At 61.8% G+C, this 24,268-nt stretch carries 28 protein-coding genes and 2 pseudogenes; 19 read left to right on the top strand and 11 right to left on the bottom strand.

What is annotated here, in order from left to right; genetic code table 11:
* Nucleotides 1–104: 104 nt before the first annotated feature.
* The 4 genes from AC0L2R_RS10325 to AC0L2R_RS10310 all read left to right on the top strand — a co-directional run bounded on the left by AC0L2R_RS10325 (nt 105) and on the right by AC0L2R_RS10310 (nt 3,086).
* Nucleotides 105–899: a TlyA family RNA methyltransferase gene (locus AC0L2R_RS10325; protein ID WP_473508707.1), complete on the top strand. Its 795-nt coding sequence runs from the start codon at nt 105–107 to the stop codon at nt 897–899.
* A complete protein-coding gene (locus AC0L2R_RS10320; protein ID WP_473508706.1) occupies nt 896–2,149 on the top strand; it encodes a class I SAM-dependent RNA methyltransferase in 1,254 nt (417 codons plus the stop codon). Before AC0L2R_RS10325 ends, AC0L2R_RS10320 begins: the two co-directional genes overlap by 4 nt.
* Nucleotides 2,150–2,215: 66 nt before the next feature.
* Nucleotides 2,216–2,587 (top strand): antitoxin Xre/MbcA/ParS toxin-binding domain-containing protein, encoded by a 372-nt coding sequence (locus AC0L2R_RS10315; RefSeq protein ID WP_027152353.1) that lies wholly within the window; start codon nt 2,216–2,218, stop codon nt 2,585–2,587.
* Nucleotides 2,553–3,086: an RES family NAD+ phosphorylase gene (locus tag AC0L2R_RS10310; RefSeq protein ID WP_473508948.1), complete on the top strand. Its 534-nt coding sequence runs from the start codon at nt 2,553–2,555 to the stop codon at nt 3,084–3,086. The genes AC0L2R_RS10315 and AC0L2R_RS10310 overlap by 35 nt, the downstream gene beginning before the upstream one ends.
* Before the next feature lie 99 nt (nt 3,087–3,185).
* Here AC0L2R_RS10310 and AC0L2R_RS10305 read toward each other — a convergent pair.
* The 3 genes and pseudogenes from AC0L2R_RS10305 to AC0L2R_RS10295 all read right to left on the bottom strand — a co-directional run bounded on the left by AC0L2R_RS10305 (nt 3,186) and on the right by AC0L2R_RS10295 (nt 5,757).
* A pseudogene (locus AC0L2R_RS10305) lies at nt 3,186–3,414 on the bottom strand (AbrB/MazE/SpoVT family DNA-binding domain-containing protein).
* 97 nt (nt 3,415–3,511) lie between these two features.
* A complete protein-coding gene (gene tldD, locus AC0L2R_RS10300) occupies nt 3,512–4,924 on the bottom strand; it encodes a metalloprotease TldD (RefSeq protein WP_473508705.1) in 1,413 nt (470 codons plus the stop codon).
* Nucleotides 4,925–5,166: 242 nt separating this feature from the next.
* Entirely contained in the window at nt 5,167–5,757 is a 591-nt protein-coding gene (locus AC0L2R_RS10295; RefSeq protein WP_473491753.1) for an invasion associated locus B family protein, read from the bottom strand.
* Nucleotides 5,758–6,132: 375 nt separating this feature from the next.
* On the opposite strand from AC0L2R_RS10295, the gene coxB reads away from it, so the two are divergent.
* The 11 genes from coxB (at nt 6,133) to rnhA (ending at nt 15,522) form a co-directional block, all read left to right on the top strand.
* Nucleotides 6,133–7,011 (top strand): cytochrome c oxidase subunit II, encoded by an 879-nt coding sequence (gene coxB / locus AC0L2R_RS10290; RefSeq protein WP_287236988.1) that lies wholly within the window; start codon nt 6,133–6,135, stop codon nt 7,009–7,011.
* A 37-nt stretch (nt 7,012–7,048) separates the two neighbouring features.
* Complete coding sequence (ctaD, locus tag AC0L2R_RS10285) at nt 7,049–8,698, top strand: cytochrome c oxidase subunit I (RefSeq protein WP_473508704.1); 1,650 nt, start codon at nt 7,049–7,051, stop codon at nt 8,696–8,698.
* Nucleotides 8,699–8,774: 76 nt separating this feature from the next.
* Nucleotides 8,775–9,719, top strand: a complete 945-nt coding sequence (locus AC0L2R_RS10280) for a heme o synthase (protein ID WP_473508703.1) — start codon at nt 8,775–8,777, stop codon at nt 9,717–9,719.
* A 2-nt stretch (nt 9,720–9,721) separates the two neighbouring features.
* A complete protein-coding gene (locus AC0L2R_RS10275) occupies nt 9,722–9,883 on the top strand; it encodes a hypothetical protein (protein WP_077381685.1) in 162 nt (53 codons plus the stop codon).
* 7 nt (nt 9,884–9,890) lie between these two features.
* Nucleotides 9,891–10,532: a cytochrome c oxidase assembly protein gene (locus tag AC0L2R_RS10270; protein ID WP_473508702.1), complete on the top strand. Its 642-nt coding sequence runs from the start codon at nt 9,891–9,893 to the stop codon at nt 10,530–10,532.
* Nucleotide 10,533: 1 nt separating this feature from the next.
* Nucleotides 10,534–11,415 (top strand): cytochrome c oxidase subunit 3, encoded by an 882-nt coding sequence (locus AC0L2R_RS10265; protein ID WP_027152361.1) that lies wholly within the window; start codon nt 10,534–10,536, stop codon nt 11,413–11,415.
* 186 nt (nt 11,416–11,601) lie between these two features.
* Nucleotides 11,602–11,988 carry a DUF983 domain-containing protein gene (locus tag AC0L2R_RS10260; protein ID WP_023799320.1) on the top strand — a complete coding sequence of 129 codons (387 nt, stop codon included), beginning with the start codon at nt 11,602–11,604 and terminating at the stop codon, nt 11,986–11,988.
* Nucleotides 11,985–12,782 (top strand): SURF1 family protein, encoded by a 798-nt coding sequence (locus tag AC0L2R_RS10255; protein WP_473508701.1) that lies wholly within the window; start codon nt 11,985–11,987, stop codon nt 12,780–12,782. The genes AC0L2R_RS10260 and AC0L2R_RS10255 overlap by 4 nt, the downstream gene beginning before the upstream one ends.
* 231 nt (nt 12,783–13,013) lie before the next feature.
* Nucleotides 13,014–14,024 (top strand): 4-hydroxy-3-methylbut-2-enyl diphosphate reductase, encoded by a 1,011-nt coding sequence (gene ispH, locus AC0L2R_RS10250; RefSeq protein WP_473508700.1) that lies wholly within the window; start codon nt 13,014–13,016, stop codon nt 14,022–14,024.
* 5 nt (nt 14,025–14,029) lie between these two features.
* Nucleotides 14,030–14,992: a homoserine kinase gene (locus tag AC0L2R_RS10245; protein ID WP_023799317.1), complete on the top strand. Its 963-nt coding sequence runs from the start codon at nt 14,030–14,032 to the stop codon at nt 14,990–14,992.
* Nucleotides 14,989–15,522 (top strand): ribonuclease HI, encoded by a 534-nt coding sequence (gene rnhA / locus AC0L2R_RS10240; RefSeq protein WP_023799316.1) that lies wholly within the window; start codon nt 14,989–14,991, stop codon nt 15,520–15,522. The genes AC0L2R_RS10245 and rnhA overlap by 4 nt, the downstream gene beginning before the upstream one ends.
* A 36-nt stretch (nt 15,523–15,558) precedes the next feature.
* Here the strand turns inward: rnhA and AC0L2R_RS10235 are convergent, their stop codons facing one another.
* From AC0L2R_RS10235 to AC0L2R_RS10225, 3 genes are all read right to left on the bottom strand, one after another.
* Nucleotides 15,559–16,038, bottom strand: a complete 480-nt coding sequence (locus AC0L2R_RS10235) for a DUF2938 domain-containing protein (protein ID WP_473508947.1) — start codon at nt 16,036–16,038, stop codon at nt 15,559–15,561.
* A gap of 117 nt (nt 16,039–16,155) precedes the next feature.
* Nucleotides 16,156–16,656, bottom strand: coding sequence for a redoxin family protein (locus AC0L2R_RS10230; protein ID WP_473508699.1), 501 nt, complete (start codon nt 16,654–16,656; stop codon nt 16,156–16,158).
* A gap of 120 nt (nt 16,657–16,776) precedes the next feature.
* Nucleotides 16,777–17,583, bottom strand: a complete 807-nt coding sequence (locus AC0L2R_RS10225; protein ID WP_473508698.1) for a protein-disulfide reductase DsbD domain-containing protein — start codon at nt 17,581–17,583, stop codon at nt 16,777–16,779.
* Nucleotides 17,584–17,751: 168 nt separating this feature from the next.
* Between AC0L2R_RS10225 and AC0L2R_RS10220 the strand changes: the two genes are divergently transcribed.
* Nucleotides 17,752–18,360 carry a YqgE/AlgH family protein gene (locus AC0L2R_RS10220; RefSeq protein ID WP_023799312.1) on the top strand — a complete coding sequence of 203 codons (609 nt, stop codon included), beginning with the start codon at nt 17,752–17,754 and terminating at the stop codon, nt 18,358–18,360.
* A 153-nt stretch (nt 18,361–18,513) separates the two neighbouring features.
* Here AC0L2R_RS10220 and AC0L2R_RS10215 read toward each other — a convergent pair whose 3' ends face one another.
* The 4 genes from AC0L2R_RS10215 to AC0L2R_RS10200 form a co-directional block, all read right to left on the bottom strand.
* Entirely contained in the window at nt 18,514–19,539 is a 1,026-nt protein-coding gene (locus AC0L2R_RS10215; RefSeq protein ID WP_473508697.1) for a transglycosylase SLT domain-containing protein, read from the bottom strand.
* A gap of 442 nt (nt 19,540–19,981) precedes the next feature.
* Nucleotides 19,982–20,791, bottom strand: a complete 810-nt coding sequence (locus AC0L2R_RS10210; protein ID WP_473508696.1) for a class I SAM-dependent methyltransferase — start codon at nt 20,789–20,791, stop codon at nt 19,982–19,984.
* A 36-nt stretch (nt 20,792–20,827) separates the two neighbouring features.
* Nucleotides 20,828–21,004: a hypothetical protein gene (locus tag AC0L2R_RS10205; RefSeq protein ID WP_473508695.1), complete on the bottom strand. Its 177-nt coding sequence runs from the start codon at nt 21,002–21,004 to the stop codon at nt 20,828–20,830.
* Complete coding sequence (locus AC0L2R_RS10200) at nt 20,982–21,425, bottom strand: nuclear transport factor 2 family protein (protein ID WP_027152370.1); 444 nt, start codon at nt 21,423–21,425, stop codon at nt 20,982–20,984. Before AC0L2R_RS10200 ends, AC0L2R_RS10205 begins: the two co-directional genes overlap by 23 nt.
* A 218-nt stretch (nt 21,426–21,643) precedes the next feature.
* Between AC0L2R_RS10200 and AC0L2R_RS10195 the strand changes: the two are divergent.
* Nucleotides 21,644–21,739: pseudogene (locus AC0L2R_RS10195) on the top strand (LysR family transcriptional regulator); the annotation flags it as partial.
* Nucleotides 21,740–21,779: 40 nt separating this feature from the next.
* On the opposite strand, the gene AC0L2R_RS10190 reads toward AC0L2R_RS10195, so the two are convergent.
* Nucleotides 21,780–22,658 carry a LysR family transcriptional regulator gene (locus AC0L2R_RS10190; RefSeq protein ID WP_473508694.1) on the bottom strand — a complete coding sequence of 293 codons (879 nt, stop codon included), beginning with the start codon at nt 22,656–22,658 and terminating at the stop codon, nt 21,780–21,782.
* Nucleotides 22,659–22,809: 151 nt separating this feature from the next.
* Here AC0L2R_RS10190 and AC0L2R_RS10185 point away from each other — a divergent pair, with 151 nt between their 5' ends.
* Both AC0L2R_RS10185 and AC0L2R_RS10180 read left to right on the top strand, forming a co-directional pair.
* On the top strand, nt 22,810–23,073 hold the full coding sequence (locus AC0L2R_RS10185; protein ID WP_473508693.1) for a DUF4242 domain-containing protein: 264 nt from the start codon (nt 22,810–22,812) through the stop codon (nt 23,071–23,073).
* A gap of 150 nt (nt 23,074–23,223) precedes the next feature.
* On the top strand, nt 23,224–24,246 hold the full coding sequence (locus AC0L2R_RS10180) for an oxygenase MpaB family protein (protein ID WP_473508692.1): 1,023 nt from the start codon (nt 23,224–23,226) through the stop codon (nt 24,244–24,246).
* The last annotated feature ends 22 nt before the right edge of the window (nt 24,247–24,268 follow it).

The raw sequence follows: 24,268 nt of genomic DNA, 5'->3' as shown, positions 1-24,268 counted from the left end.
TCAACAGTTTGTGGCGCGGCCTGATGCGCTCGCCGCTTTGGCAAGATGTTCATTGTCTTCCCCAATATCCTTGCCTTCGTGACAGGCTTTCGCCATGAAGGCCGATGAACTCCCGTTTGCCAGCCAGCACACGCCAGCGGCTCGACGAACTCCTCGTCGCGCGCGGCCTGTTTCCCAGCCGCTCTCGCGCCCGCGACGCGATCGAGCGCGGCACCGTGATGGTTGACGGCGTCATCGCCCGCAAGCCCGGCCAAACCGTCCGGGCTGATTGCCTCATAGAAGTCGATGATCCGGCGCAGGGCTATGTGTCGCGTGCTGCGCTGAAGCTGATCGCCGGGCTCGACTATTTCGGCCTCGATCCAGCCGGCAGCGAAGCGCTCGACGTCGGCGCCTCGACCGGAGGCTTCACTCAAGTGCTGCTCGGACGTGGCGCGGCGCATGTCACGGCGATCGATGTTGGGCATGGCCAGATACATCCGGATATCGCCGGCGATCCGCGTGTGACTGTTATCGAGGGATTGAACGCCCGTGATCTTTCGACCGCCGATCTTGCCGATCGAATTCCAGATTTTATCGTCTCCGACGTCAGCTTCATCTCGTTGAAACTGGCGCTGCCGCCGGCGCTAGCCATTGCCAGGAGCGGCGCCAAAGCAATATTTCTGGTCAAGCCGCAATTCGAGGCGGGCCGCGAGGCGATCGGCAAGGGCGGCTTGCTGAAAGACCCATACGATGCCGCGCGGGTTGCCGGCCTGCTGCAGGATTGGCTGGACGGCGTCCCCGGCTGGCGCTCGCTCGGACTGCATCTGTCGCCGATCGAAGGCGGCGACGGCAACCGCGAGTTCCTGCTCGCCGGGATCAAGGACGCCGAGGTCGAGAACAGGGGGATCGGAGGCCGATGAACGCGCGCTTCACGATCACACGGCTGGGCTCCCAGGGCGACGGCGTCGCCGAAACCGAAACCGGCGAGCTTTTCATTCCGTTCACGCTGCCCGGTGAAACCGTCACCGCCGCGCGCGAAAAGGACCGTGCCACGCTGATGTCGGTGCTGGAGGCTTCGCCGCTTCGCATCGACCCTGCCTGTCGGCATTTCACCGAATGCGGCGGCTGCGCCATCCAGCATCTCGAGGCCGAAGCCTATCATCGGTGGAAGCGTGACAAGGTTGCGCATGCGCTCAACAGCAAGGGCATCAGTTGCGACATTGACGCGCTGGTGCCGTGCGCGCCGCAGACGCGCCGGCGCGTCGTGTTCACCGCCCGGCGCAGCGAGACCGGCATGCTGCTCGGCTTCGTTCGGGCGCTGTCGTCCGAAATCATTTCCATTGAGGAATGCCCGATCTCGCTGCCCGAGATCGTCGCAAAGCTCGATCGTCTGAGAGCACTTGCCGAACTGGTTTGCGCCACGACGAAATCGTTCCGCATGACGGTCACGGCGACCGGTTCCGGCCTCGATGTCGCGGTTCACGAGTCCGGCAAGCTCGGCGAGAACCAGCGCCGCGTCGCCTCCAATTTCGTCATCGCCCAGGGGCTGGCCAGGCTTTCGATCGATGGCGAGATCATCATCGAGCCCAAAAAGCCGGTTGTCACGTTCGGCAGCGTCGCCGTCGCGGTGCCGCCGGGCGCCTTCCTGCAGGCGACCGAGGCCGCCGAGCAGGCGATGGCCGACATCGTCGGCCGGCACCTCGCGCGCGCCAAAAAGGTCGCCGACCTCTTCGCCGGCTGCGGCAGCTTCGCGCTGCGCCTCGCCGCCAGGTCGGAGGTCCATGCGGTGGAGGGGGATGCGGCAGCGCTTTCGGCGCTCGACCGGGCATTCCGTTTCGCCAGCGGTCTGAAGCGGGTGACCAGCGAACGCCGCGACCTGTTCCGGCGGCCGCTCACTTCGAAGGAACTGAATGCCTTCGACGGCGTCATCTTCGATCCGCCCCGCGCCGGCGCCGAAGACCAGTCGAAGCAGATTGCCCGTTCCGACGTGCCGCTGGTCGCCGCGGTTTCCTGCAATCCGGTTACGCTGGCGCGCGACTTGCGCATCCTCGTCGACGGCGGCTACGCCCTGAAAAGCGTGACGCCGATCGACCAGTTCCTGTGGTCGCCGCATGTCGAGGCCGTCGCGCTTCTGGAGAAGCCGAAGCGAAGGCGGATCCGCATTTGTTGAGCTTGAATTTCGCGTAAAATGAGCATACTTTGAGTGTGTTCTGTTCAAAACACGCTAGGATCTGTTATGAATACCGCAGCTCTCGATATCAGGGCATCGCGCTTTGGCGACGAGCGGACGCCATTTCTTTCGGCAAGACGGGTGGCTGAACTGCTGGGCGTCAATCTGACCGAACTGGCGGGCCTGATCGGCGTCGCGCGCAATACGCTTGCCGCCAAGACCGGCGCGCGCAAGGTCGACGCCGCATTGAGTCCGATTGTCCGTATCCTTGCGATGGCAGGCGAGATGGCCGGCGATGAACAGCGTGCGGCGATCTGGTTCAAGCATCAGCCGATCCCCGGCTGGGCGGGAAAGACCGCCTACGATCTCGTTCGAGAGGGCAAGACGGACAAGGTGCTTGCCTATCTGGAGGCAGTCCGCTCCGGCATCTATGCCTGAAAACAGACTGAGCCTATGGCGCGCCTTCGTGCCGCGTTGGGCGCATCTGCCGCTTTCCGGCGAAGGAGCAGCCCGCTTTGGCGGTCGCTGGAATCCAGTGGGCGCCACGACGATCTATGCCGCGGGCGAATTGTCCACTGCTTGGGCGGAGTACAATCAGGGCTTTGTCCAGCATCCGGCGCTGATTGCGCAACTCGCACTTTCAGGCGCGCGACTGGCAGACCTTACGGACGCTGATGAGTTGACCAGGCTCGGCGTGACGGCAGACATCAACCGATGTGAATGGCGCGATGTCATGGATCAAGGCCTGGTGCCTGAGACGCACACGCTGAGAGATCGCCTGATTGCCGACGGGCAACATGGCGTGATCTACCCCTCCTTCATGTCGCCCGGCGGCACATGCGTCGCGCTGTGGCGATGGAACGAGAGCAACACACCCCGTCTGAAGGTCATCGATCCCGACCATCGCTTGCCGAAAACGGCGGCTTCATGGCTGTAATGCGTGTCGCGCAAAAGTGTGCAGCGGTTTTGCGATAACGACATGCGTAAAACAACACCCCAAAGCGCGTCGCATGAGGCCGGTCAAACGCGACGCGCTTTAGGGCAGTTCGAGCCGGCCGCGCCGCCGCGCTTCGGCCAGCACACCCGCGTCCATTTCTTCCAACGTCTTCGGCCTGTCTCTATGGGGCAGGGATCCAAACACGTCTTCTGGCCGTGTCTCGGCGAAGACTGGCGCAGGCTTCAGTAGCACGCCCTCCGGAGTATCCTCGACCAGAAGACCGTGTGCCGGCGTCCCATTCCCTCCGCTTGCGGATCGCGCTGGGCAGGGTGACCTGCCCCTTGGTCGAGACAGTGGTTACGAGTCTTTCCGGGTTGGCCGTCGCGGCGCATCCTCTGAATGTAAGACAAAAACCGCAGCTTCTATCAAACCCGCGTTCCGCCAACCGTCATCTGGTTCATCCTGAGGTGCGGCTGGCCGACGCCGACAGGCACGCCCTGGCCGGCCTTGCCGCACATGCCGATGCCGGTGTCGAGCTTCATGTCGTTGCCGATCATCGAAACCCGATGCATGGCATCCGGCCCATTGCCGATCAGCATGGCGCCCTTGATCGGCTGCGTCACCTTGCCGTTCTCGATCATGTAGGCCTCGGTGCAGCCGAACACGAATTTTCCCGAGGTGATGTCGACTTGGCCGCCGCCGAAGGAGACGGCATAGATGCCGTTCTTGACCGAGGCGATGATTTCGTCCGGCTCCATGTCTCCTGAAGTCATATAGGTGTTGGTCATGCGCGGCATCGGCTGGTGCGCGTAGCCTTCGCGCCGTCCGTTGCCGGTGGCGTTCATGCCCATCAGCCGGGCGTTCTGGCGATCCTGCATATAGCCGACAAGCTTGCCGTCGTCGATCAGCACATTGCGGGCCGACGGCGTGCCTTCATCGTCGACGGTCAGCGAGCCGCGCCGCTCGGCCATGGTGCCGTCGTCGACGACGGTGACGCCCTTGGCCGCCACCTGCTGGCCCATCAGCCCAGCGAAGGCCGATGTCTTCTTGCGGTTGAAGTCGCCTTCCAGCCCGTGGCCGACGGCCTCGTGCAGCATGACGCCCGGCCAGCCGCTGGACAGCACGATGTCGAAGGTGCCGGCCGGCGCCGGGATGGCCTCGAGGTTGACCAGCGCTTGCCGCAGCGCTTCCTTGGCGGCGTGTTTCCAGCTCTCCTCGACCAGGAATTCGCCAAAGCCTTTGCGTCCACCCATGCCGAAGGAGCCGCTCTCCTGGCGGTCGCCGTTGCCGACCACCACCGACACGTTGATCCTGACCAGCGGGCGGATGTCGCGCACCATCTGGCCGTCGGCACGCACGATCTCGACATGCTGCCAGGAGGCGGCGAGCGACGCCGTCACCTGCCGCACGCGCGGATCCTCGGCTCGCAGCCACGCATCGATTTCCTGAAGGAGCTTGGCCTTGGCCTCGAAGGAGGGCGAGGGGATCGGGTTGTCGTCGCCATAGAGATGGCGGTTGGTACGGGCCGGAGCCGCAGCAAGCGTGCCGGAGTAGCCGCTCTTGACCGTCGAGACGGCGTCGGCCGCGCGCAGCAGCGACGCTTCCGAAAGATCGCTGGAATGCGCGTAGCCACTCGCTTCGCCGGCGACCGCCCGCAGGCCAAAGCCTTGGTCTGTGTTGAAATTGGCGGTCTTCAGCCGGCCATTGTCGAACATCAGCGCTTCGCTCTCGCTGTATTCGAGGAACAACTCGCCGTCGTCGGCGCCGTTGATGGTTTCGGCGACGATCTGCTTGATGCGATCGTCGGAAATGTCGAATTGGCCGATCAGGCTGTTCATGGCGCGGTCCGTCCGTGGAAAGAGATTGTCCTCACGATGTAGGCGCGAAGGTGCGCCCAGACAATCGGCAATGACCATTGTCTGTACATGGCCCCGAAAATCGGAATCGATTTTCGGAAAGGATCATGCGCAAAATCGAAGCGCTACAGCGTTCTTTGCGCGTCCTTGGATGCGCGGCGCTGTAGCCAAAGGCGGTCACAATCTCATTTTCGTCAGCAGGGTTTTGGGCCTCTTGCCCCGTCTCAAGGCAGCGCGGCGAAACCGTCGGCGAAACCCTTGAGCTCGACCGGGATGCCAATGCCTTCCTCCGGCGTCTGGAAGACGATGAAGGTGGCTGACGTTCCGGTCTTCAGCGTGTCGAGCAGTGGCTTTTCGAGAATGACCTCGGCATAGCAGCCGTCCTGGAAGCAGCGCACGAAATAGGCCCGGCCGATGTCCTTGCCGTCGACATTGAGGCCGAGCCCGTTGGGCAGCAGCACGCCGAGCGGCGCCAGCACGCGCAGGATTTCGGCCTTGTTGTCGGCGGTGCGCAGCACGACGACGGAAAGCCCCATCTCGGGACGGTCTTCGGCGACGACATTCTGCATCATCACGCATTGTTCCGAGGTGGCGCCAGCCGGCGTGTCGCAGATGATCGACCATGCGCCATGCGTCGCCCGCACCTTGCCGCTTGGCTGCGCGGCATTGGCCTGGCTGACGCCAAACGAGCCAACATAGGACAGGCCGATCCCGGACAGACCAACGCCAGATAGGCCAACGCTACACACGGCAGCGAGAAGGATGGCCTTTGCCAAGCTTCTAGAAAGCCCAAGTCCCCAAAGCCAAGAGTTCATGACGGCTCCATTGCGAATCACGGCACTTTAAGCCGCGCCAAGGGCAAGTAAAGGATGAGACCACTGCCGGCCTGCCTCGACCAAGGCGATTGTGCGCTTTTCCGTGCCAAATTCGCCCGAATTGCGACGGCCCGGCGCATTTTGCCGGGACACTCCGCCGCTCGGGCGTTCGCGGGTCCGACACCGCCCCGGCCGCCGCCACAAGGCGCAGCCGCGCTTGCGCGCAAAAATGCCGCACGGTTTCCCCCGCTCCTTTCTTGCAGAGGCAAATAGAGTATGGTTTGAACCAGCCTCGGGACTATCCGGGATTCCCGTCCCGGCGTTGTTCGATATTCTTGCGGTCCGATCGCGAGGAACTGGGAGATAATGACGGCAATGAGAAAATTCCTAGCAGGCGCCAAACTCCTGGCAAGCGCTGCCGCCACACTGTTCACCGGTGCATCCGCCCATGCGGCCCAGCCTGCGCCGTGGGAGATGACCTTCCAGCCCGCAGCCACCGACATGATGCGGCAGATCGCCTGGTTCGAGGGCTATACGCTGTGGTTCATCGTGCCGATCACCCTCTTCGTGCTCTTTCTCATCGCCTATTGCATCCTGAAGTTTCGCGCGAGCGTCAACCCGACCCCGTCGCGCACCAGCCACAACACTCTGATTGAGGTGATCTGGACGGTCGGGCCGGTCGTCGTCCTGCTCTTGCTCGCCATCCCCTCGTTCCAGCTCTTGACTGCGCAATACACGCCGCCGGAGGAAGCCAAGCTGACCGTCAAGGCGACGGGAAACCAGTGGAACTGGGATTACGAATACCAGACCGAAAACACGCTTTCCTTCAACTCGGCGATCCTGGCGGATTCTGACCGCGCCGCGGCCGGCAAGGAGGACCGCGGCGCTTATCCGCGCCTGCTCGCCGTCGACAACGAGATGGTGGTGCCGGTCAACACCATGACCCGGGTGCTGGTGACGGCGGCAGACGTGATCCACGCCTTTGCCATGCCGTCCTTCGGCATCAAGACCGACGCGGTTCCGGGTCGCATCAACGAGGTCTGGTTCAAGGCGGAAAAGGAAGGCCTCTATTACGGCCAGTGCTCGGAGCTCTGCGGCAAGGACCACGCCTTCATGCCGATCGCGATCCGCGTCGTCTCCGACGCCCAGTACAAGACCTGGCTGGCAGCAGCCGGCACCGACCTTCCCGGCGCCAACAAGGCGCTGATGGCCGAGGTCGACGGCAAAGACAAGGTAGCGGCCGCCGGCAACTGATGCCGCGACCAGAAAAGATCAGGGAACGGAGCCGAACATGGCAGACGCTGCAGTTCACGACCACGACCACAAGCCGTATCATGGCTGGGTGCGGTGGGTGTATTCGACCAACCACAAGGATATCGGCACACTCTATCTGATCTTCGCGATCATGGCGGGCTGCGTCGGCGGTGCCCTTTCGGTCGTCATGCGTATGGAACTGCAGGAGCCTGGGATCCAGATTTTCACCGGCCTGGCCCAGATGGTCTACGGCTTGAACGCCGACGCTGCGCTCGACGGCGGCAAGAACATGTACAATGCCTTCACCACCGCCCATGCGCTGATCATGATCTTCTTCATGGTCATGCCGGCGCTGATCGGCGGCTTCGCCAACTGGATGGTGCCGATCATGATCGGCGCGCCCGACATGGCTTTCCCGCGCATGAACAACGTCTCGTTCTGGTTGCTGCCACCGGCTTTCATCCTGCTGATCATCTCGGCCTTCATGCCGAGCGCGCCTGGCGCCTACGGCGTCGGCGGCGGCTGGACGATCTATCCGCCGCTATCGACCTCGGGCCAGCCCGGACCGGCGATGGATCTTGCGATCCTGTCGCTGCACATCGCCGGCGCCTCATCGATCCTCGGCGCCATCAATTTCATCACCACCATCTTCAACATGCGCGCGCCTGGCATGACGCTGCACAAGATGCCGCTGTTCGCCTGGTCGGTGCTGATCACCGCTTTCCTGCTGCTGCTGTCGCTTCCGGTTCTTGCCGGCGGCATCACCATGCTTTTGACCGATCGCAATTTTGGCACCACCTTCTTCGCGCCCGACGGCGGCGGCGACCCGATCCTGTTCCAGCACCTGTTCTGGTTCTTCGGCCACCCTGAAGTCTACATCCTGATCCTGCCGGGCTTCGGCATCGTCAGCCACATCGTCTCGACCTTCTCCAGGAAGCCTATCTTCGGCTATCTCGGCATGGCCTATGCCATGGTCGCGATCGGTGCGGTCGGCTTCATCGTCTGGGCGCACCACATGTACACGACCGGCCTGTCGCTCGACACACAGCGCTATTTCGTCTTCGCCACGATGGTTATCGCGGTGCCGACGGGCGTGAAGATATTCTCGTGGATCGCCACCATGTGGGGCGGGTCGATTTCGCTCAAGACCCCGATGCTGTGGGCGATTGGCTTCATCTTCCTGTTCACCGTCGGCGGCGTTACCGGCGTCCAGCTTGCCAATGCCGGTCTCGACCGTCCGCTGCACGACACCTATTACGTGGTCGCGCATTTCCATTATGTGCTGTCGCTGGGCGCGGTCTTTGCCATCTTCGCCGGCTGGTACTACTGGTTCCCGAAGATGACCGGCTACATGTATTCGCCTGTCATCGCCAACACCCACTTCTGGGTCACCTTCGTCGGCGTCAACCTCGTCTTCTTCCCGCAGCATTTCCTCGGTCTTTCAGGCATGCCGCGCCGCTACATCGACTATCCGGATGCGTTTGCCGGCTGGAACATGGTGTCGTCCTACGGCTCGTATATTTCGGGCGTCGGCGTGGTCATCTTCCTCTATGGCGTGTTCGAGGCCTTCCAGAAGAAGCGGGTGGCTGGCGCCAACCCATGGGGCGAGGGTGCGACGACGCTCGAATGGCAGTTGCCTTCGCCGCCGCCCTTCCACCAGTGGGAGCAGCTGCCGAAAATCAAATAGGCTCTGCCTGGGGGAAATACGGGACCGCCGGTTCGCCGGCGGTTTTGGCCAACGGAATGATGGACTTTAAGTACGCATGGCCCTTGTCGACGACACATTGACTGACGAACCGGGCTTTCGCATGTCGGAAGCGACGGCGGGCGATTTCTTCGCCCTGTTGAAGCCGCGCGTCATGTCGCTGGTGGTGTTCACCGCCTTTGTCGGCCTGGTCGCAGCACCCGTGACCATCAATCCGCTTCTGGCGGTGATCGCGATCCTGGCCATTGCCATCGGGGCTGGCGCGTCCGGCGCGCTCAACATGTGGTACGACGCCGATATCGACGCGGTGATGACCAGGACCGCCGGCCGTCCGGTGCCGGCCGGCCGCATCCGGCCCGGCGAGGCACTGAGTTTCGGCCTGGTGCTGTCGGTGCTGTCGGTGATGACGCTCGGCGTGCTGGTCAATTGGCTGTCGGCCACACTCCTGGCCTTCACCATCTTCTTCTATGCCGTCGTCTACACGATGTGGCTGAAGCGCTGGACGCCGCAGAACATTGTCATCGGCGGTGCTGCCGGCGCCATTCCGCCGGTGATCGGCTGGGCCGCGGTGACCGGAACGGTCAGCCTGGAAAGCGTCGTCCTGTTCCTGATCATCTTCCTGTGGACGCCGCCGCATTTCTGGGCGCTCGCCCTCTTCAAGTCCGAGGACTATGCCAGGGCCGGCATCCCGATGATGCCGAATGTCGCCGGCCAGGCTTCGACCCGACGCCAGATCTTTGCCTACGCGCTGATCCTTGCGCCGGTTGGCGTGCTGCCATGGGCGCTCGGCTTCACCACACCCGTCTATGGCGTCCTTGCGGTGCTGCTTGGCGCCGGCTTCGTCTGGTATGCGTGGCAGGTGCTGCGGATGACGGATGACGACCATGTCATGAAGCCGGCCAAGGCATTGTTCGGCTATTCGCTGCTCTACCTCTTCGCCATCTTCGCCATCTACCTTGCCGACTGCGTTGTCGGGCGCGCGCTGGCCACGGGCGGAGCATGACCATGGCCGACAAGAAGCTTGAACTCGTCACGCTGACGGAGCGCCAGCAGAAGGCCCGGCGCAACCGCTCGGTGGCCATCGGCCTGGCGCTGGCGGTGCTTGTCGTCATCTTCTACATCGCGACCGTCGTGAAATTCGGTCACAACCTCACCGGAACGATGTGAGGCTCAGATGAACCGTCAAACGGTGACCCATCCTCAAAACAGGAACACCAACCGCATCGTCGCCGGGGTCTGCATCGCCTTTTTCGGCGGCATGATCGGCATGGCCTATGCTGCGGTGCCGCTCTACGCGATGTTCTGCCAGGCGACCGGTTACGGCGGCACCGTGAAACGCGCAACGCAGCAATATGCCGACCGGGTGCTCGACCGCGATATCACCATCCGTTTCGACGCCAACACGGCCGGCGTGCCCTGGCAGTTCGAGCCGGTCGCCCGCTCCGTCACCATCAAGATAGGCGAGACGGCGCAGGCGCATTATAGCGCCACCAACAAGTTCGTCCGCGCCACCACGGCCCGCGCGACCTTTAATGTGCAGCCGGAATTTGCGGGATCCTACTTCAACAAGGTCGAGTGTTTCTGCTTTACCGATACGACGCTGAAGCCTGGCGAGACGCTGGACATGCCGGTCGTGTTCTATGTAGATCCCGACATCGTCAATGCGCCGGAATTGAAGGACCTGAAGACGATTACCCTGTCCTACACGATGTTCCCGGTCGAGAAGAACGAGAAGACCAAGCCGGTCGTGTCGTCAGTGCCGGCCGAAGGCACAAGCAACAAAGTTTCACATACCGAACGAAGCCTCGGGGGTTGATATGGCAGACGCGCACGCAAAACCACAACATGACTACCATCTCGTCGACCCGAGCCCGTGGCCATTCCTCGGCTCGGTCGGCGCGTTGGTCACCGCGATCGGCGGCGTCTGTTACATGCAGTATCTCAAGGGCGGCGATTTCCCGATCTTCGGCTTCAACATCGCCAATCCGTGGCTGTTCTTCATCGGCCTCTTGATCGTCATCTACACCATGTACGCCTGGTGGTCGGATACCATCAGGGAAGCGCATGAAGGCCACCACACGCGTGTTGTGTCGCTGCATCTGCGCTACGGCATGATCATGTTCATCGCTTCCGAGGTGATGTTCTTCGTCGCCTGGTTCTGGGCTTTCTTCGACGCCAGCCTGTTTCCCGGCGAGGCACAGCAATATGCCCGCGCCACCTTCACCGGCGGTGTCTGGCCGCCGAAGGGCGTTGAGGTCCTCGACCCCTTCCACCTGCCGCTCTACAACACCGTCATCCTGCTTCTGTCGGGCACTACGGTGACCTGGGCGCACCACGCGCTGCTTCATGGCGACCGCAAGGGGCTGATCAACGGCCTGGTGCTGACCGTCGGTCTCGGCATCCTGTTCACCATGGTGCAGGCTTACGAATACATGCACGCGCCGTTTGGCTTCAGGGATTCGATCTACGGCGCCACTTTCTTCATGGCGACCGGCTTCCACGGCTTCCACGTCATCATCGGCACCATCTTCCTGCTGGTCTGCCTGGTCCGCGCGATGAAGGGCGACTTCACGCCCAAGCACCATTTCGGCTTCGAGGCCGCCGCCTGGTACTGGCACTTCGTCGACGTAGTCTGGCTGTTCCTGTTCGCGTCGATCTATGTCTGGGCCTCGAGCGGCGCGGTCATCGAAGGCCACTGAAATCTTCCTGAGGAAATCGATGAGGCGGCTGCGGCGACGTGGCCGCCTTACCTTTTGGAGTGAAGGGCATTAAAGCGCGTCACGGCTGAATGGATTCATGCGACGCGCTTTAAGTTCTTGTTTTTATGCATGTCGTTATCGCAAAACCGCTGCGCACTTTTGCGCGACATGCATTAAGGTATCGGAATGAGCGACGACAAGGCGATCTGGCCAGCAATCGATCCGATTTCGGCTGGCCTGCACGGCCGCTGCCCGCGCTGCGGCGAGGGCCGGCTGTTTTCCGGCTTCCTCACCGTCGGCGAACGCTGCGCCAATTGCGGCCTCGACTATTCCTACGCCGATGCCGGCGACGGTCCGGCGGTGTTCGTCATCCTGATCATCGGCTTCATCGTCGTCGGGCTGGCGCTGTGGATGGAGGTGACGCTCAGCCCGCCGCTCTGGCTGCATTTCCTGCTGTGGATACCGCTGACGCTGGTGCTTTGCCTGGGCGCGCTCAGGCTGATCAAGGGTGTGCTCCTGACGCTGCAATACCGCAACAAGGCGGCAGAGGGCAGGTTGGACCTCGGCGAATGAGCACGACATCGGCTTCGATTGCAGGCCGTTCGCGGCCGAAGACGGCATTGCTGCTTGGGCTTGGCCTCGTGCTGTTCTTCATCCTGCTGGCGCTCGGCACCTGGCAGGTCCAGCGCCTGTACTGGAAAGAGGGTCTTCTCCAGACCATCGACCGGCGCACGCACTCAGCGCCCTTGCCGTTGGCCGAGGTCGAAAAGCGGTTTGCCGCCAGCGGCGATGTGGATTACACGCCGGTGACGGCATCAGGCACGTTCCTGCATCAAGGCGAGCGACATTTCTTCGCGACCTGGGAAGGCCAGTCCGGTTTCGATGTCTTCACGCCATTGCATCTGGAGGACGGCCGCTTCGTCCTGATCAATCGCGGCTTCGTGCCGTACGATCTCAAGGACGCTGCCAAGCGCCCGCAAAGCCATGGTGCGGGCCAGGCAACGGTGACGGGGCTCGCCCGCAATCCGCTGCCGGCAAAGCCCTCGATGATGCTTCCCGACAATGATCCGCAGAAAAACATCTTCTACTGGAAGGATCGCGACGCCATGGCGGCCAGCGCCGGTCTGCCGGCCGGCGCGGGGCTGGTGCCATTCTTTATCGACGCGGACGCCACGCCGAACCCGGGTGGGCTGCCGGTCGGCGGCGTGACAATCATCGACCTGCCGAACAGCCATTTGCAATATGCCGTAACCTGGTACGGCCTTGCCGCTGCCCTTGCCGGCGTCCTCATCTTTAGGCTTCGCCGCCCGGCGAAAGACGCATCGGCCCGAAAATCGGAATCGATTTTCGGAAAGCACGATGCGTAGATTGAAAGTGTCAGAGCAATTCCAGGAAAAGTGTGAAACGGTTTTCCGTCCGGAATTGCGTTAAAACCAAGAGGTAGAGCCGTTCCACGAACGGCTCTACAGCGTACTTTGTGCGTCCAAATGGACGCACGTCGCTCTATGATCGGCCCTTGACAGGGCAGGGGTGCGCGCCTCATTTCGCGCCTTGAGTTCAAGACTTGAGTTCACGCTACGACCAACCGGCCGGGAATCATGCTTCACACGACCACAAAGCCACCGCTGACGATAAGGCTCTGCCAGCCGCGCGGCTTCTGCGCCGGCGTCGACCGCGCCATCCAGATCGTCGTGCTGGCGCTGAAGAAATATGGCGCGCCGGTCTATGTTCGCCACGAGATCGTCCATAATCGCTACGTCGTCGAGGGGCTGCAAAGCCTCGGTGCGGTGTTCATCGAGGAGCTCTCCGAGATACCGGCTGAGCATCGTCAGAGCCCGGTCGTCTTTTCGGCGCATGGCGTGCCGAAGTCGGTGCCGGCGGACGCCCAGGCGCGCAACCTCTTCTATCTCGACGCCACCTGCCCGCTGGTGTCGAAGGTCCACAAGCAGGCAATGCGCCATCAGCGGCTCGGCCGTCATGTGCTTCTGATCGGCCATGCCGGCCACCCGGAAGTGATCGGCACGATGGGGCAGTTGCCGGACGGCGCCGTCACCTTGATCGAGACCGAAGCCGACGCCGCGAATTTGGTGCCCGCCGACCCGCAGGCGCTCGGGTTCGTCACCCAGACGACGCTGTCGGTCGAGGACACCGCCGGCATCATTCGGGTGCTTAAGGATCGTTTTCCCGATTTGCATGCGGCGGCAGCGGAATCGATCTGCTACGCCACCACCAATCGCCAGGAAGCGGTCAAGGAGACCGCCGCGGGTGCCGATCTCTTCCTGATCGTCGGCGCTCCCAACTCCTCAAATTCGCGGCGTCTCGTCGAAGTGGCCGAACGCGCCGGCGCCTCGATGTCGATTCTGGTGCAGCGCGCCTCCGAAATTCCATGGACCGAGATCGCCGGCATCTCGACGCTCGGTCTTTCGGCAGGTGCCTCGGCACCGGAAATCATCGTCGACGAGATCATCGATGCGTTCCGGCAGCGCTTCGAAGTAACCATCGAGCTGGCGGTGACGGCGACGGAAACCGAGGATTTTCCGGTGATGCGGGTGCTGCGCGACGTCGAGCTGACGGCCGCCGACATGGCTTTCGTCAACGGGGCCGCGTAAGGTTCATGGCGGTCTACACCGACGTCAACGAAGGCGAGCTCGGCGCGTTCCTCAAGGCCTATCCAGTCGGCGATCTCCTGTCCTACAAGGGCATAGCCGAAGGCACCGAGAACTCGAACTTCCTGCTGCACACGACCAGCGGCTCCTACATCCTGACGCTCTACGAAAAGCGCGTCGACAAGGCCGACCTGCCGTTCTTCCTCGGCCTCATGAGCCATCTCGCCAGGAAGGGCATTTCCTGCCCGCTTCCGGTGACCGCGCATGATGGCGACGTCATCGGAACGCTTGCCGGCCGGCCGGCGGTCATCATCACCTTCCTCGAAGGCGTTTCGCTGCGGCGGCCGACATCAGCGCACTGCGGCGAGGTCGGCAAGGCGCTGGCGGCGCTGCATCTGGCCGGCGCCGACTTTCCGATGACCCGTCCGAATGCCCTTGCCATCGATGGCTGGCGCAAGCTGTGGAGCGCCTCTCGCCCTCGCGCCGACGAGGTCGAGCCGGGACTGGCGGCCGAGGTCGATGCCGACTTCGCCGATTTCGAGAGGAACTGGCCGAACGGCCTGCCGGAAGGCATCATCCATGCCGATCTTTTCCCCGACAACGTCTTCTTCCTCGGTGAGAAACTGTCGGGGCTGATCGACTTCTATTTCGCCTGCAACGATCTCTACGCCTATGATGTCGCTACCTGCCTCAATGCCTGGTGCTTCGAGAAGGATTTTTCCTTCAACCTGACCAAGGGCACGGCGCTGCTTGCCGGCTACCAAAGCGTGCGGCCCTTGAGCGGCGAAGAGAAAGCTGCGCTGCCGATGCTGGCGCGCGGCTCGGCACTGCGCTTCATGCTGACCCGGCTTTACGACTGGCTGATCATTGCCAATGGCGGGCTGGTCGTGAAACGCGATCCGACCGAATATATCAGGCGTATGCGTTTCCACCGGGCGATCAAATCTCCTTCCGAATACGGACTGACATGACCAAGCGCGTTGAAATCTTCACCGATGGTGCCTGTTCGGGCAATCCGGGGCCTGGCGGCTGGGGGGCTGTCCTGCGCTTCAAGGGCGTCACGAAGGAACTGTCGGGCGGCGAGGCTGCTACCACCAACAACCGCATGGAACTTTTGGCCGCCATCTCGGCGCTCAATGCGCTGAAAGAACCCTGTGCGGTCGATCTTTATACCGACAGCAACTATGTCAAGGACGGCATTTTCAGCTGGATCGACGGCTGGAAGCGCAACGGCTGGAAGACCGCTGCCAGGCAACCGGTGAAGAACGCCGAACTGTGGCAGGCGCTCGACGAGGCGCGCAACCGTCATCAGGTGATCTGGCATTGGGTCAAGGGCCATGCCGGCCATCCGGAGAACGAGCGTGCCGACGAATTGGCGCGGCTCGGCATGGCGCCGTTCAAGAACAAGACGGCCAGGCCCGCGCCCGTTTCGGCTGGGGAAAACACCCAAGCCAAACAACCGGCAGCCAGGAAACTGCGCCGCTCGACCCAAAGCTACTGACCAGTCTGGGCTACTGACCAGTCTGGTCCGCCATATTCAGCGGATCAGCAGCGCTGTGCCGAAAAGTCCGAGCGCGAACACAGTATGCGACACGAGGTTGAGGGCGCGGATCTGCATCGGGTTGGGGCGCTTTGACGCGGCCCAGCCGGCGCCCATGCCGGGCGCCAGCAGGAACCAGCCGGCGCCTACGGTGACGATGCCGAGGATGAAGGCCGGCAGGAAGGTCGGCGCGGCCAGCCACGCCGCTCCCGCCAAAACGGCCAGAACGATGCCGTAGACGATGCCGACAAAATAGTGGAAGGCCCAGCCCAGCGCCGATTCATGCGCATAGGGTGCTGCCTCGCCGATATCGTCATGGAAGACCTTGCCGTCCCTCAGGTGCCAGACCCAGCGACCAACCAGTCCCCAGTTCGGCCGTGGCTGAGCAAACACCGTGTTCATGAAAATCGCCCAGAGGTCCATGAGTGCCGTGGCGCCGATGCCGATCGCCACAGCGCGCCAGAAGTGGTCATACATCATTGAGGTCCCCTAAAAGCAGGCAATTCCTGAACAGCGTTCTTTGCACGCCCAATTGGACGCGCCGCGGCCGAAACGAGCGCGATAGTCAGGCCAAAGGACCGCGGCAACCTCGGCCTATGCTGTCGCCAAAACGGAAAGCTGTCCGAGAATGTGAGCAGCACCGGATTCATCAACGCCAGGCTTTGTCTCGACATTGAGCGCGGCGACCTTGCCGTCGTCGACGATCATCGAAAACCGCTTCGAGCGCAGCCCCATGCCACCGCCGGAAAGGTCGGCGTCGAGACCGATCGACTTGACGAAATCGCCATTGCCGTCGGCAAGATAGAGGATCTTGCCTTCACCGCCGCTGAAGCGGGCCCAGGCGCCCATCACGTGGACATCGTTGACGGCGACGACGGCGATGGTGTCGACGCCGCGCGCCAGGATGGCGTCGTAATTATCCAGAAAGCCGGGCAGATGGTTGTTGGAGCAGGTCGGCGTGAAGGCGCCGGGAACAGCGAACAGCACCACCTTCTTTCCCGAGAAAATCTCGGCCGTCGTGATCGCTTTTGCGCCGTCGGCAGTCATCGTCTTGAAGGTCGCTTGGGGCAGCTTGTCGCGAACGGCAATCATCATCGTGGTCCTCGTTTGACAAATGGAAGGGAGTGTCCTTGCGATAGCGAATTCAGCCGTTTCCCGCAACTGTCGGGGTGGCCGGAGCAAGGGATGTTCGATCTGAACATCCTTTGCTGGGGATCAAGGGAACGGCAGCAGGCCTTCGACGGCGCCGGCCGCAGTTGTCAGCGTGTAGTAAAGTCCGCCATCCGTCGGCGTCGTCGTCGGTCTGTCGAGGATCGGCACGGTAAACACCAGCTTGCCGTCCTTTTCGCTGCGGGCCGGCACGCCGAACATGTAGTCCCGCTCGCCGGCGACGAAGAAATCCGCTGCTTTGGGATTGCCCGGAAAGCTCGCCTCGACAATCAGTGTCTCGCGGTCGCCCGGCAGGATCTTGACGCCGAAATCGGGTCTTGCGGGAGCAGGCAGCGTTGCAAGCGCCGACTTCACCAAAGCGGCGTCTTCGACATTGTCCGGATCGGAGCCCGGATCGATGGTCAGCTTTGTTTGCACCGGGATGCAGATCGTCTCACAAATTCCGAGAAAGATATCGGCAACGATGACGGCCGGCTCGTTCGGCGCCGACAGCGTGAACGTTACCGGCAGCGAAACCGGATGGTCGTAGCCGGCCCATTTGCCGGAGCCGTCGTCGTGGCGCTGGGGTGGTGGAAACGAAAACGTCGCGTTGGCAATGTTGGTGCTGGCCGAAATATCGATTTGCGGCGGCACGCCCGCGTCGCCCGGATCGCGCCAGTAGGTTTTCCAGCCAGGCTTGAGCGAAATATCGAGGACGCCATGAATGCGTCCGGCTGTGTCGGGCTTGCCGCTGGTCACAAGGCGTACTTTGCCGCCTTCGCTTTCGTACCAGATCGACGAGGAGGCTGCGGCGGGAAGACCGGTTCCACATCCGACAGCGGCGCTGAGCAACAGGACCTTCAAGCTTTGCATGGCGGTGATTTGAGCGTCGGTTCATGGCTGCGCAATGACTTCATGGCGCCGCTGCTATCATATTTGCGTGACCTCGGGCACAGCTTTGCGTGCCTTGGATGCACATCTGCGACCAAATCGCCCGCGGCGCATCTTTTCGGCGCTCCAGAAACGCGTTACGCTCCCCTCATGGACTTGTTGCGCCACAAGAAGATGGCTGCGGGACGCGGCTTTCTCGACGACCAGTTCCTGATTGCCATGCCCGGCATGAAGGACGACCGCTTCACGCGCTCCGTCATCTATATTTGCGCGCACAGCGACGAAGGCGCGATGGGCCTGGTCATCAACCAGACACAGCAGATGCTGTTTCCGGATCTGCTCGTGCAACTCGGCATAATGAACGAACAGGAGGCGATCCGCTTGCCCGCGCAGGCCCGCGACTTCGTCGTCCGCAACGGCGGACCGGTGGACCGCAGCCGCGGCTTCGTCCTGCATTCGGGCGACTACCGGGTTGAATCGTCGCTGGCCGTCTCCGACGACATTTGCCTCACCGCGACCGTCGACATATTGCGCGCCATTTCGTCGGGCCGCGGGCCTCGGCACGCACTGATGGCGCTCGGCTATTCGGGCTGGGGCGCCGGTCAGCTGGAAAGCGAAATCGCCGAGAACGGTTGGCTGACCTGCCCGGCAAATGCGGAGCTTCTGTTCGATACCGACATCGAACGCAAATACGACCGGATACTCGCGTCGATCGGTATCGACCTCGCGCATCTCAGCCTGGCCGCCGGTCACGCCTAATGCATGTCGCGCAAAAGCATGCCCTCGGGCTTGACCCGTGGGTGTGCAGCGGTTTTGCGATAGCGACATGCATAGAACAACAACCTAAAGCGCGTCGCGTGAGGCCGATCAAACGCGACGCGCTTTAGAGGTTAAAACCCGATACCTGGCTGGTTACCGCCGCATTGCCATCGCCAGCCGTTTGCCCAGATCGTAGACGAGATTCTCGAAACCCGACGTCCAGGACAGGTCAGCCTGTTTCACGCGCGTTTCGACATCGCTGTATTTGCCGATGCGGGCTTCCAGGAAGGAGCGCAGGCGCTGGTGAAACTGGCCGACGGTGAGCTGTTTTCCCTCGGCCTTGAAGATCGCAATATTGAAGCGTGCCGCCTTGGGGAAGATTGTGCTGGCCGTGGCATTGGGCTTCTCATCGGCATTCGACAGGAGCGCTGCTGCCCCGTTGGTGCCAAGGAAATGGGGGAGGTAGAGATCCCTTTCATCCATGGCCTTCTCAAGACGAGCTTCGATGCGTTGCTTGGCCGCGAGAAGGTTCTTGGCCGCAAGTGCCGCCGACAGATAGGGATCGCGCCTGAATTCAAGGATGCGCTGTTCTTCGGCCTTGTCCTCGACGAAATGGTATTCGCGCTTGCCCTCGGGGCGGGTCCGGATCAGTTCCGCTTCGTCGCCCAGGCCGAATTCTGCACCGTACCTCTTCACCGCCTCGAGCCATGTCTGGTCGAGGAATTGCATAAGACCAAGCGCCGACCCTTTAGACGGGCGATTGTTGATGTCGAAGGAGGATTCCTTCTCGGCGATCGCAAAAAGCGTGTCGGCAGGAAATTGGGTGTCCTTGGCTGCACGAAGGATTTCGCTGGCGATGTGCTGCGACACCTTGTACTCGCCGAACTCGTGCATCGACATGCCGAGGACGATCTGTTCCGCGCCTTGGGAAAGGATGGAGACGGTGCCCTTCAATGCCTGGGCCAGCGTGCGTTCTCCCTCGCGTCCAGAGGTCGATATGGTGTCTGGATCGATGATGTCGAACTCGGGCGCGGCCGAGGGAAAACTCAGAGCCGAGAACGGAACAGCAGTGGCAACCGCGGCTTCGGTCACGCCGTTGACCAGGACTCCCGAATAGACCGGCCATGGCATGGCTGCCACGGTCGCCGCCAGGCCAAGCCCCGCCATCCTTTTCGACAAAGGCCGTCCGCCCGAAAGGACGAAGGCTCCGCAAGCAAAGAATTCAAATGTTCTTTGGAGTGACGCCAGGTCCCCCTCCGTTCCTTGTCTAGCCGCCCAGATATTTTGGGACAGGTCTATTTCCAACGTTGAGCCGTCAACGTCGAAAAAGACAAGAAGAACGGTCAGTGCTTCATTCAACTAGTCATGGATAATGGCGGCACAATGGCCACAGTGCGGCAAAATAATTCGAAATGTAAAACAAGCTGGTTTTAATCGAGGGCTGCGTAGCCGATGCGTTGCTTGTGAAGCCTCTCGATTGGCGAGCAGAAATTTCCCTGAGGTGGTCTGCCTTCGACCGCAGCCGGGCAATCCTTTCGGTTCTCGAACGGCAGATTGTGAATGAGCAGCCATTCTCGGCACAATACTCGATCGAACGAGTCCGCAGCTGGTGAGAGATCATTTAGCCTTTGGCTGTCGCCAGATTGGTGCTGAGCTCGAAGGCCAGTCCCGACCCGATGGTGTATGGCTGCAGCACGGGCGCACTCCCGCTCACGATTGCCTCCACGACGCGCTTGCGTTCCTGATCACCCAATTCCTTGGCTGACGAACTCATCCCGACCAGCGCCATCGTATTCAATTGCAGGAAAGGTACGCCTTCCCCGAAATGGATGGTGCGCGAAACAATCCTCGATCGGACCTCGTGGAAGCCGGCGTCTCGCAGCAGCGCCTCAAGCGGAGCCGCTTCCCCGAAGCTGTACCGCTGATCGGCGATGGCGCCCAGATGGCGCTCCGCGACGCGGCGCAGGTCGCGAAAGAACGGGATTTCGTCGTCCGGGCGCCACGTGGCGATTGCCAACCTGCCACCCTTCGTCAGCGCGCGACGCATCTGCGCCGCCGCCGCGGGTTTGTCAGGAAAGAACTGCAGTCCTTGCTGGCAGACGACCACGTCGAACATCTCACCACTACGCAGAGGCAACTCGCCGGCATTGCCCTGGCGCCAGTCGACGGCTGGTTCTACAGCCCGCGCCACGGCAAGCATGTCCGCGCTGACGTCGACACCGACGATAAATCCGGCTCCACCGAGCCGCTCTCTTGCAACGCGCGCCACTATTCCTGTTCCACAAGCGATATCGAGTACGCGATCGCCCGAAGACAATTCCAACTCGTCAAGAGCCATCTCGGCCCATGGACGGAAGAGAGGGCCGACGAGCCACCGCTCGTACATCTCCGGGAAACTTACCTGGTTCATTGCGTAGCTGGGCAAGGTCATGATCGTCCTCCCTCAGGGCGCATGACTATGGCGGATCTACTCCACCGGCACCAGCAGGTGCTCGCAAGGCGCGTCGGGCCACATCTGGCGCCATTGAATGACGTTCTGCGTCGACGAGAAGCGAAAACCCTTCAGCGGGCTTTGGACCTTCAGCCAGAGCGCTCCGTCGGTAATGGCAACACTCTTCGCATCACGCGGCTTCGCCGCGTGCAAGGGCCGCCGCCTGCTCCAGACTCACGCCCTTGACCAGGGGGTCAGCGTGCCGATGCACCAGGCGCCATTCCGCCTCTTCGCGGCGATAGACCAAGGTAACCCGCAGCGGCCAATCCTGTGCTGGCAGACCGCCGACCTCGACATGCGGGCGTTCAATGATCGCGAGGACCACCATGTCGGCGGAACCATAGGCTTGAAGGAGTTCGTGCTCGAAGGTCCCGTTCTTGAAAAAGCGGCCCATCGCTTCGATCCGCTCCGCAGTCAGTTCAGAAGCCCGCGTGGGCTTTCCGCCGAATGGAGACATCAGCAGGAAGTCCCCGGTATGTGGGATCACCTCGTAGTACTTCGTTATCTCCCCGCGCATCAGCGCCGAATTTGCTTCCGCAGACCGCTCGACGAGATCGGCAACCGTCTGGTCCATGGCAGGCTCCGCAAGAGCCTGTGCCGAGGCGTTCGTTAATCTTGCAGTTTCTGACAATGCCACACCAGCGCTTGCTGCGGCGAGAAGGGAACGTCGTGATACTGGCATGCGGGTGCTCCTGCATCTGTTTCCGATGCGAAGCGCGCCTTGCGCCTGCTCCGCTTGCTCAGGAGATCGCACTTCGGTGATGCTGAATCCAATGATATGATTTCATCGACATGCTGAACAGGATTGATCTCAACCTCCTCGTTCTGTTTGCGATCGTGCACGACGAGTGCCACGTGGGCCGAGCGGCCGAGAAGTTGAATCTGACGCATCTCAAATCAGCAAAGCTCAAGCCTCAGCGCTAAACGCCTAGCCTGGCCAATCGAACGTCTGGGCAGCTCGGACCATTGCCGCCGTCGCCGGGCTATAGGGCCGGCCCGGAATGCTAGCCAGGGACACCGTGCGTGCCACCGCGGGTTCGATCAGCGGACGCTGCAAAAGTTCAGGCGATGTCACCGAATATTCAGGCATGAAGGCGAAGCCGATCCGCGCCAGCACCATTGATTGGATCCAATCCTCGCGCTCGGAACGAAAGCGGGCATAAAGGCTGACGTTTCTTTCCCGGCACACACCCATCACCAGGTCCCGCATTTCACAGGACAGACGATCGACGTAGGGTTCTTGAGAGAGATCGACCAACTTGATTGCATTGAGGCTCGCAAGCCGGTGATCCGGCGCGAATACGACGACGTAACGCTCACTGTAGAGATCATGGACACGGAACGCCGCTCCCAACCCCTCCAGCGGATTGAGAACGGCAAGATCGAGATCGCCTTGCTCAAGCCTGTTTTTCAATTCCTGAACGCTCGCCTCGCTAACTTCAAGCTCGACGCCATGATAGTCGCGCTGGAACTTTGCGAGGAACCGGGCGAGTTTCACATGTCCGATGGTCGACATGACGCCGAGGCGGATCGGCACCTGGTTGAGCAGCCTGAAATTGTCGGCAAGCGTTCTGGTTGCGTGGGCCTCCTGCATGATCTGCTGAAGATGCGGCAGAATGGAGCGCCCGAACTCACTCAGGAGGACGCGCTTTCCCTCGCGGTGGAACAAGGGCGCGCCAAGCTCATCCTCGAGCGTCTTGACCGCTTTGGTGAGCGCCGGCTGAGACACGTTGCAATCGGAGGCGGCTTTGGTGAAGTTCAGCATCTTCGCGGCGGCAAGCACGTAGCGGACCTGAAACATCTCCATGGCGAGCCCTCCCGAGGCGGTTCCACGAAACGACATTGTAATCCTTTCATCGATAACTGTCGGCTATCGATCGATAGAAAAAATGTCGTTCTCTTTCGCCCGCAGCTGCGTTCAACTCCTGTGGTCACTTTTCACAGGAGGAGATCTGGAAATGACTGTCTACATGGTGGAACGCGACCTCAAGGGCATCAGCATGGAAGTTCTGGGAGATGCGCAGAAGGCGGCGATCAGCAAAGCCGCCGAGATGACCTCCAACGGCACCGACATCAGCTATCTGCGCTCGACCTTCGCACCGGAGGACGGGCGCTGCATGTGCCTGTTTGACGCTGCCTCCGATGTCGACGTGAAGCGTCTAAACGACGATGCGGGGCTGCCCTATCACAGAATCGTGCCGGCGCTCGATCTTACCCCATAGGGCCGGCGCGACCGGGCTCGTGATGGCTATCCGGGCCCGGTGTTCTTGCGGAGTTATGCAGCGCGCCAGTTTGAATCTTTGGAACGACGGAAGGGCCAAGACGTTCGTGCTGCATCCGCCAGCCACACGCGTTGCCAGGAGAGTCGGAGCATGTTTGGCAATTCGGGCACCCTTCCTCTGCCTCGCCCGCTTGGGCGTCGTGTGGATAATCTTGCGCAGTCGTTCATGCGCCAGCGGCTCGGATCGCAGATGGACTTCTCGACCCCGCGGGGCGAGCCGGCGCTGTTGCCGCCAAACTCGGTGTCGTGGCGTATTTTCAAGAACCCGGTTGCGCTGTTCATCGGCGGGGTTACGGCGGTGCTGCTCGAATTGGCAGAGCCGCGGGTTCGCGACGCCATTTGGCAGCACAGCACATTCCGCTCCGACGCGCTCCGACGATTACGGCGCACTGGCCTCGCCGCCTTGGTCACGGTCTACGGTCCCCGGACCAAGGCCAAGGCCATGATTGAAGGTGTGGTCAGGATGCATGAGCGCGTTTCAGGCCGAACCAGCGAAGGTGAGCCATACGACGCCACCGACCCGGAGTTGCTGGACTGGGTGCAAGCGACGGCCGGGTTTGGTTTCATGGAGGCCTATCACATCTATGTGCATCGACTGCATTTTTTCGAACGGGATGCGATGTTCGCCGAGGCTCGCCCCGTCGCGCTTCTCTATGGTGCGGTTGACGCGCCCACGTCGCAGGCCGAGCTTTACGCGCTGTTCGACGTGATGAGGCAAAGACTCGTCGCATCGCCGATCGTCCTGGAATTCCTGCAGATCATGGAAGACGTTCCCGTCTTGCCGGGGGTGGCTCAACCGCTTCAGCGGCCATTTCTGAAGGCAGCTGTCGAGATCCTGCCCCGCTGGGTCCGCAAGCGGTTGGCACTCGGCGACCACTGGACGTTGAAGCCGTGGGAGCGTGCTTTTGTGAAGACGACGGCTGCAATCTGCGAGCGCATCGTGCTCCCTTCATCTCCGGCCGTCCAGTCGTGCCGTCGCCTCGGTCTTCCCGAGAACTATCTCTATCGCCGACAGAAGGCACCTAGACACGAGCAGCACGGTCGCGATCATGCGGGATCTGATGCCCGCATAAGGGAAAGCGACGGGTTAAAAGTGCGGCAATGGCCGCCCTAAGGGCGCGTATCTCGCGTTGGGG

It is taken from the genome of Mesorhizobium sp. WSM4820, from assembly GCF_055811075.1.
The sequence above is the reverse complement of the archived record's forward strand: the minus strand, read 5'-3'. Positions and strand labels throughout refer to the sequence as shown.

Excerpts from the sequence above, each read along its gene's own strand:
- AC0L2R_RS10230 (WP_473508699.1), bottom strand. The coding sequence starts at position 16,656 with ATGATGATTGCCGTTCGCGACAAGCTGCCCCAAGCGACCTTCAAGACG.
- AC0L2R_RS10235 (WP_473508947.1), bottom strand. The coding sequence starts at position 16,038 with ATGTATGACCACTTCTGGCGCGCTGTGGCGATCGGCATCGGCGCCACG.
- AC0L2R_RS10320 (WP_473508706.1), top strand. The coding sequence starts at position 896 with ATGAACGCGCGCTTCACGATCACACGGCTGGGCTCCCAGGGCGACGGC.
- ctaD (WP_473508704.1), top strand. The coding sequence starts at position 7,049 with ATGGCAGACGCTGCAGTTCACGACCACGACCACAAGCCGTATCATGGC.
- AC0L2R_RS10295 (WP_473491753.1), bottom strand. The coding sequence starts at position 5,757 with ATGAACTCTTGGCTTTGGGGACTTGGGCTTTCTAGAAGCTTGGCAAAG.
- ispH (WP_473508700.1), top strand. The coding sequence starts at position 13,014 with ATGCTTCACACGACCACAAAGCCACCGCTGACGATAAGGCTCTGCCAG.
- coxB (WP_287236988.1), top strand. The coding sequence starts at position 6,133 with ATGAGAAAATTCCTAGCAGGCGCCAAACTCCTGGCAAGCGCTGCCGCC.
- AC0L2R_RS10265 (WP_027152361.1), top strand. The coding sequence starts at position 10,534 with ATGGCAGACGCGCACGCAAAACCACAACATGACTACCATCTCGTCGAC.
- AC0L2R_RS10275 (WP_077381685.1), top strand. The coding sequence starts at position 9,722 with ATGGCCGACAAGAAGCTTGAACTCGTCACGCTGACGGAGCGCCAGCAG.
- AC0L2R_RS10315 (WP_027152353.1), top strand. The coding sequence starts at position 2,216 with ATGAATACCGCAGCTCTCGATATCAGGGCATCGCGCTTTGGCGACGAG.
- rnhA (WP_023799316.1), top strand. The coding sequence starts at position 14,989 with ATGACCAAGCGCGTTGAAATCTTCACCGATGGTGCCTGTTCGGGCAAT.
- AC0L2R_RS10190 (WP_473508694.1), bottom strand. The coding sequence starts at position 22,658 with ATGGAGATGTTTCAGGTCCGCTACGTGCTTGCCGCCGCGAAGATGCTG.
- AC0L2R_RS10245 (WP_023799317.1), top strand. The coding sequence starts at position 14,030 with ATGGCGGTCTACACCGACGTCAACGAAGGCGAGCTCGGCGCGTTCCTC.
- AC0L2R_RS10180 (WP_473508692.1), top strand. The coding sequence starts at position 23,224 with ATGTTTGGCAATTCGGGCACCCTTCCTCTGCCTCGCCCGCTTGGGCGT.
- AC0L2R_RS10280 (WP_473508703.1), top strand. The coding sequence starts at position 8,775 with ATGGCCCTTGTCGACGACACATTGACTGACGAACCGGGCTTTCGCATG.
- AC0L2R_RS10225 (WP_473508698.1), bottom strand. The coding sequence starts at position 17,583 with ATGCAAAGCTTGAAGGTCCTGTTGCTCAGCGCCGCTGTCGGATGTGGA.
- AC0L2R_RS10185 (WP_473508693.1), top strand. The coding sequence starts at position 22,810 with ATGACTGTCTACATGGTGGAACGCGACCTCAAGGGCATCAGCATGGAA.
- AC0L2R_RS10255 (WP_473508701.1), top strand. The coding sequence starts at position 11,985 with ATGAGCACGACATCGGCTTCGATTGCAGGCCGTTCGCGGCCGAAGACG.
- AC0L2R_RS10200 (WP_027152370.1), bottom strand. The coding sequence starts at position 21,425 with ATGGACCAGACGGTTGCCGATCTCGTCGAGCGGTCTGCGGAAGCAAAT.
- AC0L2R_RS10270 (WP_473508702.1), top strand. The coding sequence starts at position 9,891 with ATGAACCGTCAAACGGTGACCCATCCTCAAAACAGGAACACCAACCGC.
- AC0L2R_RS10210 (WP_473508696.1), bottom strand. The coding sequence starts at position 20,791 with ATGACCTTGCCCAGCTACGCAATGAACCAGGTAAGTTTCCCGGAGATG.
- tldD (WP_473508705.1), bottom strand. The coding sequence starts at position 4,924 with ATGAACAGCCTGATCGGCCAATTCGACATTTCCGACGATCGCATCAAG.
- AC0L2R_RS10220 (WP_023799312.1), top strand. The coding sequence starts at position 17,752 with ATGGACTTGTTGCGCCACAAGAAGATGGCTGCGGGACGCGGCTTTCTC.
- AC0L2R_RS10260 (WP_023799320.1), top strand. The coding sequence starts at position 11,602 with ATGAGCGACGACAAGGCGATCTGGCCAGCAATCGATCCGATTTCGGCT.
- AC0L2R_RS10325 (WP_473508707.1), top strand. The coding sequence starts at position 105 with ATGAACTCCCGTTTGCCAGCCAGCACACGCCAGCGGCTCGACGAACTC.